The 16,294-nt window shown below is 62.9% G+C and carries 14 protein-coding genes and 1 other RNA gene; 7 read left to right on the top strand and 8 right to left on the bottom strand.

Annotated elements, in window-relative coordinates:
* Positions 1 to 27 precede the first annotated feature (27 nt).
* On the top strand, positions 28 to 1,467 hold the full coding sequence (locus BGP85_RS16760; protein WP_103466500.1) for an MFS transporter: 1,440 nt from the start codon (positions 28 to 30) through the stop codon (positions 1,465 to 1,467).
* A 49-nt stretch (positions 1,468 to 1,516) separates the two neighbouring features.
* Here the strand turns inward: BGP85_RS16760 and ssrA are convergent.
* The 5 genes from ssrA to BGP85_RS16785 all read right to left on the bottom strand — a co-directional run bounded on the left by ssrA (position 1,517) and on the right by BGP85_RS16785 (position 8,193).
* Positions 1,517 to 1,908, bottom strand: a transfer-messenger RNA (tmRNA) gene (gene ssrA, locus BGP85_RS16765).
* Positions 1,909 to 2,010: 102 nt separating this feature from the next.
* A complete protein-coding gene (locus tag BGP85_RS16770) occupies positions 2,011 to 2,301 on the bottom strand; it encodes a hypothetical protein (protein ID WP_103448889.1) in 291 nt (96 codons plus the stop codon).
* Between the two features lie 126 nt (positions 2,302 to 2,427).
* The gene (locus BGP85_RS16775) at positions 2,428 to 5,238 is read right to left on the bottom strand and encodes an FAD-binding and (Fe-S)-binding domain-containing protein (protein ID WP_103448890.1); all 2,811 of its coding nucleotides are present in this window, start codon (positions 5,236 to 5,238) and stop codon (positions 2,428 to 2,430) included.
* 75 nt (positions 5,239 to 5,313) lie between these two features.
* Positions 5,314 to 6,459, bottom strand: coding sequence for an FMN-dependent L-lactate dehydrogenase LldD (gene lldD, locus BGP85_RS16780; RefSeq protein ID WP_103448891.1), 1,146 nt, complete (start codon positions 6,457 to 6,459; stop codon positions 5,314 to 5,316).
* Positions 6,460 to 6,522: 63 nt separating this feature from the next.
* Positions 6,523 to 8,193 carry a lactate permease LctP family transporter gene (locus BGP85_RS16785; protein WP_103448892.1) on the bottom strand — a complete coding sequence of 557 codons (1,671 nt, stop codon included), beginning with the start codon at positions 8,191 to 8,193 and terminating at the stop codon, positions 6,523 to 6,525.
* A 256-nt stretch (positions 8,194 to 8,449) separates the two neighbouring features.
* Here BGP85_RS16785 and BGP85_RS16790 point away from each other — a divergent pair, with 256 nt between their 5' ends.
* The gene (locus BGP85_RS16790) at positions 8,450 to 9,217 is read left to right on the top strand and encodes an FCD domain-containing protein (RefSeq protein WP_103448893.1); all 768 of its coding nucleotides are present in this window, start codon (positions 8,450 to 8,452) and stop codon (positions 9,215 to 9,217) included.
* Between the two features lie 61 nt (positions 9,218 to 9,278).
* On the opposite strand, the gene smpB is transcribed toward BGP85_RS16790, so the two are convergent.
* Positions 9,279 to 9,761 (bottom strand): SsrA-binding protein SmpB, encoded by a 483-nt coding sequence (gene smpB, locus BGP85_RS16795; protein WP_027917703.1) that lies wholly within the window; start codon positions 9,759 to 9,761, stop codon positions 9,279 to 9,281.
* A gap of 163 nt (positions 9,762 to 9,924) precedes the next feature.
* Between smpB and BGP85_RS16800 the strand changes: the two genes are divergently transcribed.
* Both BGP85_RS16800 and BGP85_RS16805 read left to right on the top strand, forming a co-directional pair.
* Positions 9,925 to 10,365: a type II toxin-antitoxin system RatA family toxin gene (locus BGP85_RS16800; RefSeq protein ID WP_103448894.1), complete on the top strand. Its 441-nt coding sequence runs from the start codon at positions 9,925 to 9,927 to the stop codon at positions 10,363 to 10,365.
* The gene (locus BGP85_RS16805; RefSeq protein WP_181004532.1) at positions 10,352 to 10,642 is read left to right on the top strand and encodes an RnfH family protein; all 291 of its coding nucleotides are present in this window, start codon (positions 10,352 to 10,354) and stop codon (positions 10,640 to 10,642) included. Before BGP85_RS16800 ends, BGP85_RS16805 begins: the two co-directional genes overlap by 14 nt.
* Positions 10,643 to 10,703: 61 nt before the next feature.
* Here BGP85_RS16805 and BGP85_RS16810 read toward each other — a convergent pair whose 3' ends face one another.
* Positions 10,704 to 11,237, bottom strand: coding sequence for an outer membrane protein assembly factor BamE (locus BGP85_RS16810; protein WP_103448896.1), 534 nt, complete (start codon positions 11,235 to 11,237; stop codon positions 10,704 to 10,706).
* 97 nt (positions 11,238 to 11,334) lie between these two features.
* Here BGP85_RS16810 and fur point away from each other — a divergent pair, with 97 nt between their 5' ends.
* The gene (gene fur / locus BGP85_RS16815) at positions 11,335 to 11,739 is read left to right on the top strand and encodes a ferric iron uptake transcriptional regulator (RefSeq protein WP_008096237.1); all 405 of its coding nucleotides are present in this window, start codon (positions 11,335 to 11,337) and stop codon (positions 11,737 to 11,739) included.
* Positions 11,740 to 11,813: 74 nt separating this feature from the next.
* Here fur and recN read toward each other — a convergent pair whose 3' ends face one another.
* Positions 11,814 to 13,487: a DNA repair protein RecN gene (gene recN / locus BGP85_RS16820; RefSeq protein WP_103448897.1), complete on the bottom strand. Its 1,674-nt coding sequence runs from the start codon at positions 13,485 to 13,487 to the stop codon at positions 11,814 to 11,816.
* Positions 13,488 to 13,678: 191 nt separating this feature from the next.
* Between recN and grpE the strand changes: the two genes are divergently transcribed.
* Together grpE and dnaK are read left to right on the top strand one after the other, a co-directional pair.
* On the top strand, positions 13,679 to 14,233 hold the full coding sequence (grpE, locus tag BGP85_RS16825) for a nucleotide exchange factor GrpE (protein WP_103448898.1): 555 nt from the start codon (positions 13,679 to 13,681) through the stop codon (positions 14,231 to 14,233).
* A 102-nt stretch (positions 14,234 to 14,335) separates the two neighbouring features.
* On the top strand, positions 14,336 to 16,264 hold the full coding sequence (gene dnaK, locus BGP85_RS16830; RefSeq protein WP_103448899.1) for a molecular chaperone DnaK: 1,929 nt from the start codon (positions 14,336 to 14,338) through the stop codon (positions 16,262 to 16,264).
* Positions 16,265 to 16,294 lie beyond the last annotated feature (30 nt).

Genomic DNA, 16,294 nt, shown 5'->3' on the forward strand with positions numbered 1-16,294 from the left:
AACCCTCTCGCCTCCTGGAGCCCATCCATGCCCTCAGCACGCTTCACCCTGCTCACCGCCTCCCTGGTCTGCGCCCTGATCATCCTCGACACCAACATCGTCGCCGTTAGCCTGCCCAGCATCGCCCGCGACCTGTCCGGCTCGTTCGCCGATATCGAATGGGTAGTCAGCGCCTACCTCCTGGCCTTCGCCGCCTGCCTGCTGCCCGCCGGCAGCCTGGCCGACCGCTTCGGCCGCCAGCGCATGCTGCTGATCGGCCTGGCCGTGTTCGGCATTGCCTCGCTGGCCTGTGGCGCAGCCCCCAGCCTGCTGTTCCTCGACCTGGCCCGGGCAGCCAAAGGCATAGGTGCAGCCATGCTGCTGACCTCGGCCCTGGCCGCCATCGGCCACCGCTTCCACGAGCCGCAAGCGCGCATGCGCGCCTGGGCGTTCTGGGGTGCCTGCATGGGCGCGACCATCACCTTCGCGCCACTGCTCGGCGGCGTGATCGCCAGCACTCTTGGCTGGCGCTGGATCTTCTACATCAACCTGCCATTGGTCGCGGTGTTGGCGCTGATGGTGCTGCGCAGTATCGAAGAGTCCCGCGACAGTGACGCCGCACGGCTCGACCCGATGGGCAGCCTGACCTTCGCCAGCAGTCTGGGTTGCCTGATCTGGGCGATGATCGATGCCAACCAGGTGGGTTGGACCAGTGTCGATACGCTTGGCCGGCTACTGATCAGCGCGTTCCTGTTTGGGCTGTTCATCATGGTCGAGCGGAGCCAGGAACGGCCGATGATCGACCTGCAACTGATGCGCAGCGGGCGCTTCATCGGGGCCTTACTGGGGATGTTCGCCTATGCAGCTTGTGCGCAGGTGATGATGACGTTGCTGCCGTTGTACCTGCAGAACGGGTTGCAGTTGTCGGCGCTGGCGGCGGGGGCGGGGATGTTGCCGTTTGCCTTGGCGATGTTGCTGACCCCGCAGTGGGGGATGCGACTGACGGTGCGGTTGAGCCCGGCGCAGTTGGCCAGCCTGGTTCTGGGTGCGGGAGCTGGGCTGCTTAATGGGGATACGCAGAAGAACATCATGGCGTGTGTGCCGCGGGAGCGGACGGGGATGGCTTCTGGGTTGAGTACGACTACGCGGTTTGGAGCGATCGTGCTTGCCATCGGCATCTTCGGTGGCGTGTTGGTCACACGCGGTGAACAGTTACTGCGTCAGGCGATACAGCAGGTGGCGCCTGAGCAATTGAGCAATGTTGGCGCCATGGCGACTCGGGTAGCAGCGGGTGACGTGCCTGCGGCGCTTGCGATAGTCGAACCGAGCTTGCGCGAAACTGTGGCCCCCTTGGCGTTGCAAGCGTTCGTGGGGGCTTTCCAGACGATGTTGCTATGTGCCGGCGGTGCGGCATTGGTGTTCTCCGTGCTGGTTGGATTGCTGCTCAGCCGTCCGCTGCCGGCACTGATGCTGCAATCTGCGCGCTAAAGGTCCAGACACAAAAAAAGACGCCCTAGGGCGTCTTCTTTTTTGGATTTGGTGGAGCCGGGGGGATTTGAACCCCCGTCCGCCAGTACTCCGCTGTCGGTACTACATGCTTAGCCGTGTCTACTGATTTAATCCGCAGCCGCCCGACGGGCAGGGTGCTTTGGATGAGTTGGGTAAGTTTTAGTCGCTTTGCCCCCAACGTGCTACACGACGATCCTGTTCTGTATGACAATCATTTCGGGTTTACAGGCATCCCCTGATGATTGCTGGAGCCGAAGCTACCAGGAGAGCGGGCTCAGCTGCTTACGCAGCGAGAGCGTAGCCCTCGTAGTTTTCGTCATTGGCAACTATAGAAAGTTGCAACAGTGGATTTACGAGTTCTGTTACCAACTCGGCATGCACCTAGAGTTTCGCTACCGGCGTCGAATCCTGATCGGCCCCACACTAGCTCTTGGCTAACGCACCTTACGGCACGTGAGACGGAGTATACGCCATTGCGCGGGCGACGTCGACAGCCGGTCCTGTCGCCCGCACTGCAGGGGTTCAAGCACCGCTGCCTGCCGCGCCGCCGCCTTTCTCGGTCTTTTCCAGGCGCTCCAGTACTTTGCTGGTGATGGCGATGCAGCCCTTGGTGTCACCTGACGCCTGGGCGGCCTTGGCTTTGTCTACCTGCTCGGTGAGGGCTTTGTCCAAGCCTTCGGAGGTAGCACCGGCGGTGGCCATGCTGTCGTCGATCTTCTGCAGGTTGGCGGTGCACAGGTCATCTGCGGCGAAGGCCGGGGATGCCAGGAGGGTAGCGGCCGCGAAGAGGGCCGAAAGCGCGGTACCTTTCATGGGTGTCTCCTTTTATGGCCGCTTGGAGGTGGGCCTGTAAGGGTGGACTGCCGGGATTTGCCGAGGGTTCAATCGGGGTGATGGTGTGTGGCAGCTTGAGGGGCCGCAGCGCGGCCCCGGGGCAGGTCAGACGCTGCGCGGGCGGGTGACGCGGTCTACCAGGTAGACCAGGCCGTGATAGTCGATACCGCTGTGGCTGGACAGGCCGATTTCACAGGTGCGGCTGGTAGAGATGCCTTCACTGCAATACTGCACCGCATCCTTCAAGCTACGCAGCGAGTGGGCGTTGAGTTCGGGGGTGGTGAAGCCCTTGTCGCCGGCAAAGCCACAGCAGTGAATGCCTTCCGGAATCACCACCTGCTTGCTGCAACGGCGCGCCAGGTCGATCAGTGCCTGGCTTTCGCCCAGGTGCTGGGTGCTGCAGGTCACGTGCACGGCCACCGGCTCGTCCTGGGGGGTGAACTCCAGCTTGTCGAGCAGGTGGGTGCGGATGAAGCGCACCGGGTCGTACAGGTCCAGCCGGGTTTCGCCCAGGTCTTGCACCAGGCGCAGTGTGCACGGGCTGGTGTCGCAGTAGATCGGGTCGAGGCCGCCGCGGCTGGCGTGGAGCAGGGCGTTGATCAGCTCCTGGCGCTTGTGTTCGGCCTGCTCGGGGTAGCCCTTGGAGGCGAACGGCTGGCCGCAGCAGAGGCTGTCGGCGTTATCCGGGAACACCACTTGGTAACCGGATTTTTCCAGCAGGGCGCGGGTCTTGTCGAGCAGCGAGCTTTGCTCGCGGTCGGCGTAGGCCGGGCCCATCACGCGCGATACGCAGGCGGCGAGGTACACCACGCGGGGGCGGGCGTCGTTGCTCGTCGGGCCGAAGTCCATGGTGCGCAGCGGCTGTGGCATGGCCGGGGTCCACTGCGGCAGGCGGCCTTTGCTGGCCTTGCTCAGTGATGCGCTGAGGCGCCCGAGGCGTGGGGCGCCGAGCAGTTTGCGGGCGGTGTTGGCGGCGGTGAGGGTGAAGCGGGCGCCGCCCAGGGCGGTGTGGAAATGCTCGGCCAGCCAGTCGGCGGCCTTGGCGTGGTTGGCAGCCTGGCTGCGCAGCTTTTTCACCAGTTCGCCGGTGTTGATGCCGACCGGGCAGCGCTGGGCGCACAGGCCAGTGGCGGCGCAGGTGTCGATGCCTTGGTACTGGTAGGTCTGCAGCAGCTCGCGGGTGTCGACGCCGGCGCGTTGCTTCGCCTGGATGTCGCGCCACATGACGATGCGCTGGCGTGGGCTGAGGGTCAGGCCCTTGGAGGGGCACACCGGCTCGCAGAAGCCGCACTCGATGCACTTGTCGACGATTTCGTCGGCGGCGGGCAGTGGCTTGAGGTTCTTCAGGTGGATATCCGGGTCTTCGCTCAGCACGACGTCGGGGTTGAAGATGCCGTTGGGGTCGAGCAGGCGCTTGAGCTTCCACATCAGCTGGTAGGCGTCATGGCCCCATTCCAGCTCCACGAACGGTGCCATGTTGCGGCCGGTGCCGTGTTCGGCCTTGAGCGAGCCGCCAAACTCGACGGCAACCAACTGCGCGACGTCGTCCATGAACGCCTGGTAGCGCGTGACTTCCTCGGCGCTGTTGAAACCCTGGGTGAAGACGAAGTGCAGGTTACCCTCCAGCGCGTGGCCGAAGATGATCGCCTCGTCGTAGTGGTGCTTGTCGAACAGCTGGATCAGGCGGTTGACGCCTTCGGCCAGCTGCTCGACGGGGAAGGTGACGTCTTCGATGATCACCGTGGTGCCGGTCTGGCGCACGGCGCCGACGGCGGGGAAGGTATCCTTGCGGATTTTCCACAGCTGGTTGTACACGGCCGGGTCTTCACTGAAGTCGACCTTCTGCTCCAGCGGGTAGTCGGCGATCGAGGCCATTACCAATTGCAGTTGTTCGTGCAGCAGGCTCTGGCTGGCGGCGCGGGACTCGATCAGCAGGGCGCAGGCGTTGTCCGACAGGCCTTTGACCCACAGCGGCATGCCCGGCATGTTCTGCACCGAACGCAGGCTGCGGCGGTCGAGCAGTTCCACGGCGGACACCGGCTGGCGCTTGAGTACGGTGACGGCGCGGCAGCAGCTTTCCACGCTAGGGAACACCAGCAGGGCGCTGGCCTTGTGCGGGTGATCGGGCACGGTGTCGTAGGTGACGGCGCTGATGAAGCCCAGGGTACCTTCGGAACCGACCAGCAAGTGCTGCAGGATATCCAGCGGCTGGTCGTAGTCCACCAGCGCATTGAGTGACAGGCCAGTGGTGTTCTTCAGTCGGTATTTGTGCCGGATGCGGTCGGCCAGTTCGGTGTTGGCGCGAGTTTCGCGGCCCAGGCGGGCCAGCGATTCGAGCAGGTCGGCGTGGCTGCTTTTGAAGGCTGCGACACTGGCCGGATCTTCGCTGTCCAGGCGGGTGCCGTCGGCCAGCACCAGGCGTAGGCCGGCGAGGGTGTGGTAGGTGTTCTGGGCGGTGCCGCAGCACATGCCGCTGGCGTTGTTGGCGACGATGCCGCCGATCTTGCAGGCATTGATCGAAGCCGGGTCGGGGCCGATCTTGCGCCCGTACGGGGCCAGCCACGCGTTGGCCTGGGCGCCGATGACGCCGGGTTGCAGGCGGATCTGCTCGCCCTGGCCGCGGATTTCACGGCCGTTCCAGTTATCGCCGAGCACGATCAGCACCGAGTCGCTGATGGCTTGGCCGGACAGGCTGGTGCCGGCGGCGCGGAAGGTCACTGGTACGCGATCGCGTTGGGCCAGTTGAATCAGCCCGACCACTTCGTCCTCGGACTCGACGCGCACCACCAGCTTGGGAATCAGCCGGTAGAAGCTGGCATCGGTGCCGAAGGCCAGGGTGGATGTCGGGTCGTCGAAACGTCGTTCGGCGGGGATCAGGCGCTCGGCATCACGCAGGAACGCAGCGGGCAGGCTCATGCAATCTCCTCGCGGGGCCGCAGCGTCTGGCGCGCGGCGTGCCCCGGTCATTCAGGCGGTACGGTTGGCAGGCGCTCAGGCGCCCAGTTCGCGGACCAGCGAGTCGCGGGTGATCTCGCTGATCGACTTGGCGCCGGTCAGCACCATGGCCACGCGCATTTCCTTCTCGAACAGTTCGAGCAGGTTTTTCACCCCGGCCTGGCCATGCACCGCCAGGGCCCAGAGGAAGGCGCGGCCGATCAGCACGGTGTCGGCGCCGAGGGCGATCATGCGCACCACGTCGAGGCCGCTGCGGATGCCGGAGTCGGCGAGGATCTTCAGGTCACCTTTTACCGCGTCGGCAATCGCCGGCAGGGCGCGGGCGCTGGACAGCACGCCGTCGAGCTGGCGGCCGCCGTGGTTCGACACGACGATGCCGTCGGCGCCGAACTTGACCGCGTCACGGGCATCATCGGCGTCAAGGATGCCCTTGATGATCATTGGGCCGTCCCAGAATTCACGAATCCACTCCAGGTCCTTCCACGAGATCGACGGGTCGAAGTTGTTGCCCAGCCAGCCGATGTAGTCGGCAAGGCCGGTGGGGTTGCCGCGGTACTTGGAGATGTTGCCCAGGTCGTGCGGGCGGCCCATCACGCCGACGTCCCACGCCCACTCAGGGTGCGTCATGGCCTGCAGCACGCGGCGGATCGGGCCGTTCGCGCCGCTCATGCCGGAGTGGGCGTCGCGGTAGCGGGCGCCGGGCACCGGCATGTCGACGGTGAACACCAGGGTTTTCACGCCGGCGGCCTTGGCCCGCTCCAGGGCGTTGCGCATGAAGCCGCGGTCCTTGAGCACGTACAGCTGGAACCACATCGGCCGGTCGATGGCGGGCGCCACTTCTTCGATCGGGCACACCGACACCGTCGACATGGTGAAAGGAATGCCATGGGCTGCCGCCGCGCGCGCCGCCTGCACTTCGCCACGGCGGGCGTACATGCCGGTAAGGCCGACCGGGGCCAGGGCCACGGGCATGCTCAGGGTCTCGTCGAACAGCTTGGTTTCCAGGCTGAGCTCGGACATGTTCTTCAGCACGCGCTGGCGCAGGGCAATGCTGGCCAGGTCCGAGACGTTGTGGCGTAGGGTGTGCTCGGCGTAGGCACCGCCGTCGGCGTAGTGGAAGAGGAAGGGAGGCAGCTTGCGTTGGGCCGCGGCGCGATAGTCGGTGGAGGCGGAAATGATCATGGATTCTCGCAGCGTGGGTTGAAGGAGATGCCGGGCGCGTGATGGCGCCCGGCCCCTTTCACTTTAGTGATGAACCAGCATGCCGGTCAGCCAGTAGGCCTGGATCAGGGTGATCAGGCCGACGATGGTGGCGAAGAACAGGCTGTGCTTGACGGTGAAGCGGAACAGGTCGGATTCCTTGCCGACCAGGCCGGTGGCGGCGCAAGCCACGGCGATCGACTGTGGCGAGATCATCTTGCCGGTCACGCCGCCGCTGGTGTTGGCCGCTACCAGCAAGGTGTCGTTGACCCCGATCTGGTGCGCAGTGGTGGCCTGCAGCGAACTGAACAGGGCATTGGACGAGGTGTCGGAACCGGTCAGGAACACGCCCAGCCAGCCGAGGAACGGCGAGAAGAACGGGAACGCGGCGCCTGTGCCGGCCAGCACCAGGGCCATGGTCGAAGACATGCCCGAGTAGTTGGTGACGAAGGCGAAGGCCAGCACCATTCCAATCGACAGGATCGGCCAGCGCAGTTCCCAGAAGGTCTCTTTGAAAGTGGTCAGACCAGTTTTGAAGTTGATCTTCAGCACGGCCATGGAGATCAGGGCCGAGAGGAAGATGGCCGTGCCGGTGGCGGAGATCGGGTCGAGCTTGAACACCGCTGGCATGGCCGTCGGCGCGGTGACGATCGGCGCGGTCTTGATCACCAGTTGGTCGAGGTGCGGGATGGCGAAGTTGAACACGAAGTTGTACATCGCGCCGCCCGGAGCGAAGGCCGCCTTGAACGGCTTCAGGGTCCAGATGGTGACCAGCACGGTGAGGATCAGGAACGGCGACCACGCCTTGAAGATTTCGCCGAAGCTGTACGGGGTCGGCTGGCTGCCGCTCGGCTGCACCACGGCGGCGCCGACGCTGCCTTTGGCTTCGCTGAACGAGCGCTTGGGTTGCCAGACTTTCAGGAACAGCGTCAGGCAGATCAGGCTGGCCAGGGCCGAGGTGATGTCTGGCAGCTCAGGGCCGATGAAGTTCGAGGTGAAGTACTGGGTCACGGCGAAGCTCAGGCCGGCAACCAAGGCTGCGGGCCAGGTTTCCTTCACGCCGCGCAGGCCGTCCATCATGAACACCAGCCAGAACGGTACGAACAGCGACAGCAGTGGCAGCTGGCGGCCGGTCATGGCGCCGATGTGGAAGGCGTCGATGCCGGTGACCTGGCCGGCCACGATGATCGGGATGCCCAGGGCGCCGAAGGCCACCGGTGCGGTGTTGGCGATCAGGCACAGGCCGGCGGCATACAACGGGTTGAAGCCCAGGCCCACCAGTAGCGCGGCAGTGATGGCCACCGGGGCGCCGAAGCCGGCCGCACCTTCGAGGAAGGCACCGAAGCAGAAACCGATCAGCAGTACCTGCAGGCGCTGGTCGTCGGTGATCGACAGCACCGAGCTGCGGATCACTTCGAACTGGCCGCTCTTGACCGTGAGTTTGTACAGGAACACCGCGGCAACGATGATCCAGGCAATCGGCCAGAGGCCGTAGAGGAAGCCATAACCTGCGGCAGCAAGGGCCATGTCGACAGGCATCTGGAAGGCGAAGATCGCCACCAGGATCGACAGGCCAAGGGTGATGCTGCCAGCCACGTGCCCTTTGAGGCGGAACACGGCCAGGGCCAGGAAGAAGAACACGATAGGGATGACCGCCGCCAGTGCGGACAGGCCGAGACTACCAAGCGGGGTATAGAGTTGTTGCCAGGTTTGCATATGGGGTGGCCCCTAATTGTTGTTGGTCAGGCACTGGCATTGGATAATTGGTAAGACCAATTTACAATGGCTGGCCGCTAGGTTAAAAGCGCTGTTGTGGGTGTGTCAATTTGTCTCGTGCAAAACTTTGGTCGCGGGTCGATGAACGGGCAGCTGCTTGCAGGCGAAAACCGTCGCCTGATGCGTGCTGGCGTGGCGTGGATCGGCGAGAATAGGCACCCCCGTGAAATTGGCCGGGGTTTGTGGAGAGCATGTGATGGTTTTTGATCAGGTCCGCCAACGGCGCCTGTCCGACGACATCGTCGATCGGTTGGAAGGGATGATTCTGGAAGGCACGCTGACCTCTGGGCAGCGGCTGCCGGCCGAACGCGTCCTGGCCGAGCAGTTCGGTGTGTCGCGCCCGTCACTGCGTGAGGCGATCCAGAAGCTGGTGGCCAAGGGGCTGCTGGTGAGCCGCCAGGGTGGCGGCAATTACGTGGCCGAATCGCTCGGCTCGACGTTCAGTGACCCGCTGCTGCAATTGCTCGAGCACAGTGCAGAGGCGCAGCGCGACCTGCTCGAGTTTCGCCATACCTTGGAGGCGTCATGCGCCTACTACGCGGCCCAGCGCGCTACCGAGCCCGATCGCGCGCGGCTGAAGGCGGCGTTCGATACCTTGCAGGATTGCTATGCGCGCGCAGACGAGGTAACGCGGGCGGAGGAGGGCGCGGCCGATGCACGTTTCCACCTGGCAATTGCCGAGGCCAGCCATAACGCGGTGTTGCTGCATACCATTCGTGGCCTGTTCGATCTGCTCAAGCGCAACGTGGTGACCAACATCGGTGGCATGTATCAGCAGCGCACGGAAACACGCGACATGCTGATCAATCAGCACCGCGAGTTGTACCAGGCGATTGTCGAGGGTAGGGCGGAGGATGCGCGGGAGGTATCCAGCCGGCACATTCTGTATGTGCAGGAGGTGCTGGAAGAGGCGCAGGACGAGGCGCAGCGTGTAGCGCGGGCGGAGCGGCGCAGCGGGCGTTGAGATGGGGGACTGCCTCTTCGCGGGTAAACCCGCGATGAGGCAGTCACAGGCTAAAGAGTGATTACTCTTCCTTGCCCTTGTTCCGCACCGCACGCTGCAGCTCGCGGTTGGAGTCGCGTTCGCGCATGGTGTCGCGCTTGTCGAACTCCTTCTTGCCCTTGCCAAGCGCGATCTCGCACTTGATCAGGTGCTTGCTCCAGTACAGCGCCAACGCCACGCAGGTGTAGCCTTTTTGCGCCACGGCGGCCTCCACACGCTCGAGCTCGCGCTTGTTCAGCAGCAGCTTGCGGGTGCGCATGGGGTCGGCGATGACGTGGGTGCTGGCGGTGTTCAGCGGGGTGATGTGGCTGCCGAACAGCCAGGCTTCGCCATCCTTGAGCAGCACGTAGCTGTCGGTCAGGTGCGCCTTGCCGGCCCGCAGGCTTTTTACTTCCCAGCCGGACAGGACCAGCCCGGCCTCGAACTTGTGTTCGATGAAGTAATCGTGTCGCGCCTTTTTGTTTTGCGCGATGGTCCCGGTCGGATGTTTCTTTTGTTTAGCCATAGGGGCGGCATTATAGGCAAGTCATTACCCGGTCGGCTATGGGATTTCGGTGTGCTTGAGCCACTGCAATGAATACCGGACAATACAAGGCCTGTTCTATGCACAGAACCTGTTTTCGGCACGCTGCGAAGCGCCGCCACCCAGCCTTGGAAGTGACGCCTGGATGACTACCCATATTCAACGTTCCGCCCTGCTGCCGTACCCTGCCCAGGCGCTCTACGATCTGGTCAATGATGTGGCCAGCTACCCTGAATTCCTGCCCTGGTGCTCGGCGTCGACCGTGATCGAGGCCAGTGACACGCACATGCGGGCGAAGCTGGAAGTGGCCAAGGGCGGCATGAGCCAGCAGTTCGTCACCCGCAATGTGCTGGTGCCAGGGCAGTCCATCGAGATGAATCTGGAAGAGGGGCCGTTCACTCAGCTGCATGGCCTGTGGGTGTTCAAACCGCTCGGTGAAAAGGCCTGCAAGATCAGCCTGGACCTGACCTTCGACTACGCCGGCGCAATTGTGCGTGCCACGCTTGGGCCGCTGTTCAATCAGGCAGCCAATACCCTGGTGGATGCGTTCTGCCAGCGTGCCAAGCAGCTCAATGGTCAAGGTTGAAGTGGCCTACGCCACGGCCGAGCGCCAGTGGCTGTTGGTCTGTGACGTAGCGGATGGGACGACTGTGCGTGAAGCATTGCGCCTGTCCGGGATTGCCGCGCAAGTCGGCGGGCTGAATGTCGAGGAATGCCCGGTGGGCATTTTTGGCAAGGTGGTTGCGGATGCGCACGAGCGTGTGGTCGAGGAGGGGGATCGCCTGGAGATCTACCGGCCTCTGCTGATCGACCCGGTCGAGGCGCGCAGGCAGCGTGCCGCACAGGCCAAGGCCAAGCGCTAGCTGCTCTGGCAGGCAATAAAAAGCCCGGACCATGGTCCGGGCTTTTTCGTCTGGCCGGCAATTACTGCGGCGAGGTTTCCAGCGGTGCTGGCGTCGGCACTGGGGTGGTCTCGATGGTATCGATCTCGCGCTGGATGGATTCTTCCGTCGAGCCTGGCTTGGCTGGCTTCTCTTCCGGCTGCGGCTTGGCCTGCTCTGGCTGGGTGGCCGGGCTGACCGTGGTGTTGCTGCTGCCACCGAGGATTTCCTGGTCGCGGCTCACACCTGGCATGAAGTCGCCAGACAGGCTGACCAGTTGGTCGCTGTCGTTGAAGAAGATACTCATGCGTTCCTGCTGGCGTTTGCCGCCACCAGGTTGCAGGCTGTACAGGTAGTCCCAACGGTTGGTGTTGAAAGTGTCCTGCAGCAACGGGTTACCCATGATAAACCTTACTTGCCGACGGGTCATTCCGGGGCGTAATTGGTCTATCATGTCTTGCGTGACGACATTGCCCTGCTGGATGTCGATCTTGTAAACCCCGGGAAACGAGCAACCGGCGAGTGCGAGCAGTCCCGCGAGGGCGAGGCTGTTTAGCAAGAGCTTGGTGTTTTGCATCGGTGGGCGACTTCCACTATCTTGGCTGGACAACGTAAACCCCGATCATACCCGTATTAAGAGAAGCTGCGAAGCAGCATCGGCGAGAAAGCTGACCATGGTTGAAAATAGCGAATTGCGCAAAGCCGGCCTCAAGGTGACCCTGCCTCGAGTCAAGATCCTTCAGATGCTCGACTCCACCGAGCAACGTCACATGAGCGCCGAGGATGTTTACAAGGCGCTGATGGAGGCTGGCGAGGACGTCGGTCTGGCAACCGTCTATCGTGTACTGACCCAGTTCGAAGCAGCTGGCCTGGTGGTGCGCCATAACTTCGACGGTGGCCATGCGGTGTTCGAGCTGGCTGACGGCGGTCACCACGACCATATGGTCAACGTGGAGACCAGTGAAGTCATCGAGTTCATGGACGCTGAAATCGAGCGCCGCCAGAAAGAGATCGTGGCCGAGCATGGCTACGAGCTCGTGGACCACAATCTGGTCCTTTATGTGCGTAAGAAAAAGTAACGATTTAGCTCGTTATGAATGACAAAGGCGACCTTCGGGTCGCCTTTGTGCTTTCTGGGAGCCTGAAGGTGCTCTCAGGCCTTGCCGGAAACCACCATCTTGCGCGCATGGGCCAGGGATTCCTTGGTCAGGTCGATGCCGCCCAGCATGCGCGCCACTTCCTCGACCCGCTCGCGCTTGCCCAGGCTGGCTACTGCGGTGTGGGTGGTATCGCTGTTGCGCACCTTGTGCACGAACAGGTGATGGTGCCCTTGCGCCGCCACCTGAGGCAGGTGGGTCACGGTCAGGACCTGGCCGCGCTCGCCCAGGCGACGCAGCAACTGGCCGACGATTTCGGCCGTAGGGCCGCCGATGCCGACGTCTACTTCGTCGAACACCAGGGTCGGAATGCGCGAGGTCTGCGCGGTGATCACCTGGATCGCCAGGCTGATGCGTGACAGCTCGCCCCCGGACGCTACCTTGGCCAGGCCCTTGAGTGGCTGCCCGGGGTTGGCGCTGACCAGCAGTTCGATCTGCTCCAGGCCATGGGGTGATAGGTCGTTGCCTTCATTGGGGGTGAGTTCGATGCAGAACCGACCGCCCGGCATGCCCAGGCGCTGAATTTCCTGCTCCACGGCGACAGCCAGCTGTTTGGCTGCCTGCTGGCGCAGGGCGCTCAGTTCCAGTGCCTTCACTTTATAGTGCTGGGCAAAGGCACCAAGCTCCTCGCCCAGGCGTTCGATCGACTCGTCACTGGCGTTCAGGCCTTCGAGTTCGTCCATCAGCTGCTGCTGCAGGTGCGGCAGTTCGGTGGGATGAACGCGGTGCTTGCGCGCCAGGGTGTAGATCGTGTCGAGGCGCTCTTCCAGGGCTTGCAGACGCATGGGGTCTGCATCGAAGTTGTCGAGGAAGCGGTTGAGCTCGCCCATCGCTTCTTCTACCTGAATCTGTGCGCTGGCGATCATGTTCGCGGCTTCGCCCAATGCACGCGGGGCGTTTGCTGCAGCGCCGAGGCGATTGAGGCTGGAGGTGAGGGCGCTGAGCACGTTGCCCGAATCGCTTTCGCTGCACTGGTCGATGACCTGGCGGCAGATGCCGAAGAGGGCTTCGGCGTTGGTCAGGTTCTTGTGTTCCTGCTCCAGTTGTTCCAGTTCGTTTTCGCCCAGGCCGAGGTTGTCGAGTTCTTCAAGCTGGTAGCTCAGCAGTTGATGGCGGGCGCGTTGCTCGTCGCCGGAGTTGCTCAGCCGCTCAAGCTCCAGGCGGGTCTGGCTCCAACGCTTGGCGGCAAGCTGTACCTGGCGGGCCAGGTCGATGGCGCCGGCGTATTCGTCCACCAGGCGGCGGTGGGTGTCGGTCTTCAGCAGTGACTGGTGTTCATGCTGGCTGTGGATGTCGATCAGTAGCTCGCCGAGCGCCTTGAGGTCGCCAAGCGGGCAGGGCGTACCGTTGATATAGCCACGGCTGCGGCCTTCGGCGGTGATGACCCGGCGCAGGATGCACAGGCCGTCGTTGTCCAGGTCGCGTTCGGCCAGCCAGGCATGGGCTTCGGGGATGTCCACCAGGTCGAACGTGGCCAGGATGTCCGCCTTGTCGGTGCCGGGGCGCACCACGCCGCTGTCGGCACGGTCGCCCAAGGCAAGGCCGAGGGCGTCGAGCATGATCGACTTGCCTGCACCGGTCTCGCCGGTGATGACCGACATGCCGCGGGCGATTTCGAGGTCGAGGTGTTCGACGATGGCGTAGTTGTGGATGGACAGGTGCACCAGCATGGGGGCGGCTCCCGAAGTTCAGGTCTGGTTATTTATACAGTACTTTTTTCAGCCCTGCCAATGCCCTCTGGCGGATTCTGTTGCGGCCTGCAAAACCCACTTGCCCCTTGAAGCTGGTTTTTCCGGCCCCATATAGCCGGCAGACACGGCGAGCTTTGCTCGTACAACAGAAATTGCGGAGGAGAGAACCCATGGCTGACGAACAGCTGAATGAAAAAGACCTTAACGCCGAAGAGGCTGGTGCAGTGGATAACGGCGCCCGCGTTCAGGAGCTCGAGGAGCAGCTGGCCGCCGCCAAGGATCAGTCCCTGCGTGTTGCTGCAGAAGCGCAGAACAGCATTCGCCGCGCCGAACAGGAAGTCGACAAGGCCCGCAAGTTCGCCCTCGAGAAGTTTGCTGGCGACCTGCTGCCGGTGATCGACAGCCTGGAGATGGCTCTGACCCACCTCAGCCCTGAGGATGACCAGGTCAAGAACACCCGTGAAGGCGTCGAGCTGACCCTGAAAATGTTCCAGGACACCCTCAAGCGCTACAACCTCGAAGCCATCGAGCCGCACGGCCAGCCGTTCAACCCTGATCACCACCAGGCCATGGCCATGCAGGAAAACGCCGACGTCGAGCCGAACAGCGTGCTGAACGTCTTCCAGAAAGGTTACCTGCTCAACGGCCGCCTGCTGCGCCCCGCCATGGTGGTGGTGAGCAAGGCTCCGGTTGCCCCGCAACCTTCTATCGATGAGAAGGCTTGAAATCTTTCGGGTCATCCCCATCTAGGTGTCAAGCGTTCAAGTATTACCGCAGTTGGCCAGAAGTAGCCGCTGCCACCAAATTCAAGTTTCGGGAGAGTTAACATGGGCAAAATCATCGGTATCGACCTGGGGACCACCAACTCGTGCGTCTCCATTCTGGAAAACGGTAACGTCAAGGTCATCGAAAACGCCGAAGGCGCGCGTACTACCCCTTCGATCGTGGCCTACGCCAACGACGGCGAAATCCTGGTAGGGCAGTCGGCCAAGCGCCAGGCTGTCACCAACCCGCACAACACTCTGTTCGCAGTGAAGCGCCTGATCGGCCGCCGCTTCGAAGAAGACGTCGTGCAGAAAGACATCAAGCTGGTGCCATACAAGATTGTCAAAGGTGGTAACGGCGACGCTTGGGTACAGGCCAACGGCAAGGACATGGCGCCGCCACAGATCAGCGCCGAAGTGCTGAAGAAAATGAAGAAGACCGCCGAAGACTACCTCGGCGAGTCCGTGACCGAAGCGGTCATCACCGTTCCGGCCTACTTCAACGATAGCCAGCGCCAGGCTACCAAGGACGCCGGCCGCATCGCCGGTCTGGACGTCAAGCGCATCATCAACGAGCCGACCGCTGCTGCACTGGCGTACGGCATGGACAAGGCCAAGGGCGACCACACCGTCATCGTTTATGACCTGGGTGGTGGTACCTTCGACGTTTCGGTCATCGAAATCGCCGAAGTCGACGGTGAGCACCAGTTCGAAGTACTGGCCACCAACGGCGACACCTTCCTGGGTGGCGAAGACTTCGACATGCGCCTGATCGACTACCTTGTAGACGAGTTCAAGAAAGAGTCCGGCATGGACCTGAAGAACGATCCACTGGCCCTGCAGCGTCTGAAAGAAGCTGCTGAAAAGGCCAAGATCGAGCTGTCCTCGGCCCAGTCGACCGACGTCAACCTGCCGTACATCACTGCAGACGCTACCGGTCCGAAGCACCTGAACGTGAAGATCTCCCGCGCCAAGCTGGAGTCGCTGGTCGAAGACCTGGTCAACCGTACCATCGAGCCTTGCCGCATCGCCCTGAAAGACGCCGGCATCGACGCCAGCAAGATCGACGACGTGATCCTGGTCGGTGGTCAGACCCGTATGCCGATGGTGCAGAAGGCCGTTGCTGACTTCTTCGGTAAAGAAGCGCGCAAGGACGTCAACCCGGACGAAGCCGTGGCCATGGGTGCTGCCATCCAGGGCGCCGTACTGGCCGGTGACGTGAAAGACGTACTGCTGCTGGACGTAAGCCCGCTGACCCTGGGTATCGAAACCATGGGTGGCGTGATGACCGCGCTGATCGAGAAGAACACCACCATCCCGACCAAGAAGTCGCAGGTGTTCTCGACTGCCGACGACAACCAGGGCGCCGTGACCATTCACGTGCTGCAGGGCGAGCGTAAGCAGGCTGCGCAGAACAAGTCGCTGGGCAAGTTCGACCTGGCTGACATTCCGCCAGCGCCACGTGGCGTGCCTCAGATCGAAGTGACCTTCGACATCGACGCCAACGGCATCCTGCATGTCGGCGCCAAAGACAAGGCCACCGGCAAGGCTCAGTCGATCGTGATCAAGGCCAACTCTGGCCTGTCCGACGAAGAAATCGAGCGCATGGTGCGTGACGCCGAGGCCAACGCCGAGGAAGACCGCAAGTTCGAAGAGCTGGCCGCTGCCCGTAACCAGGGTGACGCGCTGGTGCACTCGACTCGCAAGATGGTCGTTGACGCCGGTGACAAAGTCACTGCTGAAGAGAAGACCGCGATCGAAGCCGCCGTGGTTGCCCTGGAAGCCGCTGTCAAAGGCGACGACAAGGCTGCCATCGACGCCAAGGTCGAAGAGCTGTCCAAGGTATCGGCTCCGGTTGCCCAGAAGATGTACGCCGAGCAGCAGGCCGAACAGCCTCAGGGTGGCGCTCAGCAGCACGCCGAGCCGGAAGCCAAGCACGATGACGTGGTTGACGCCGAGTTCGAAGAAGTGAAAGGCGACGACAAGAAGTAATCGTTGCCTGCTGTCGACCCGTTCACCGGC

This window comes from Pseudomonas putida (assembly GCF_002906855.1).
Lineage (GTDB): Bacteria > Pseudomonadota > Gammaproteobacteria > Pseudomonadales > Pseudomonadaceae > Aquipseudomonas > Aquipseudomonas putida_N.